This window comes from Siphonobacter sp. BAB-5385 (assembly GCF_002261125.1).
In the GTDB taxonomy this organism is placed as follows: Bacteria; Bacteroidota; Bacteroidia; order Cytophagales; family Spirosomataceae; genus Siphonobacter.
Map to the genome: position 1 here is coordinate 1 of NZ_NMPS01000138.1, position 586 is coordinate 586.

Sequence of the window (586 nt, forward strand, 5' to 3'; positions counted from 1 at the left end):
TTCTATTTAGCACTTATGTACGCGGAGTAATATGTTTCATTCTGATCAACTAAATCTGTGATTTCCTGAGTGCTTTTACAACTATTGATTAATTCAATGAAGAACTCATTTAGGTTAACCATCTTTTTTCTTTTATTACCCTCTGCTTGGTAATTATAAGAGCCTATATATATGCTTCTACTTTCTATATCTACAACATTTAAAGCTTGTGGACCGCTTACATTTGGTGTTCCTACTGTTTTAATGTAACGTATTCCGAGAGCATGTACATTATTTATTAATAATTTAAGAATATTTACATCAACCTCTATACCAAATGATAGTAATCCTAGATCAACTTTGTCATGTCCAAATGTATCTTCTATAGGTAACCTTTCTTGTTCAAGAAATTTCATTATTGAAAGATAATTAGGCAATTGTATGTTTAAATAAATGTATGTACTAGACTGTTTTATAAGATCATTTAAAGATGGCTTTTCAGGATGGCTTACTAATACATCACTCTGTTCAGGAATTTCAACAGAATTAGTTGCCATTAGCTTAACAATATTTTCATTTACTGCATCAATCTGATCTTTAGTTATTT

The 586-nt window shown here is 29.5% G+C and carries 1 protein-coding gene; it reads right to left on the bottom strand.

Annotated features, from left to right (window positions below; all coding sequences use genetic code 11):
- Nucleotides 1-2 precede the first annotated feature (2 nt).
- On the bottom strand, nt 3-586 hold a 584-nt coding region (locus tag BWI93_RS27810), incomplete at its 5' end, for a hypothetical protein (RefSeq protein WP_176454214.1).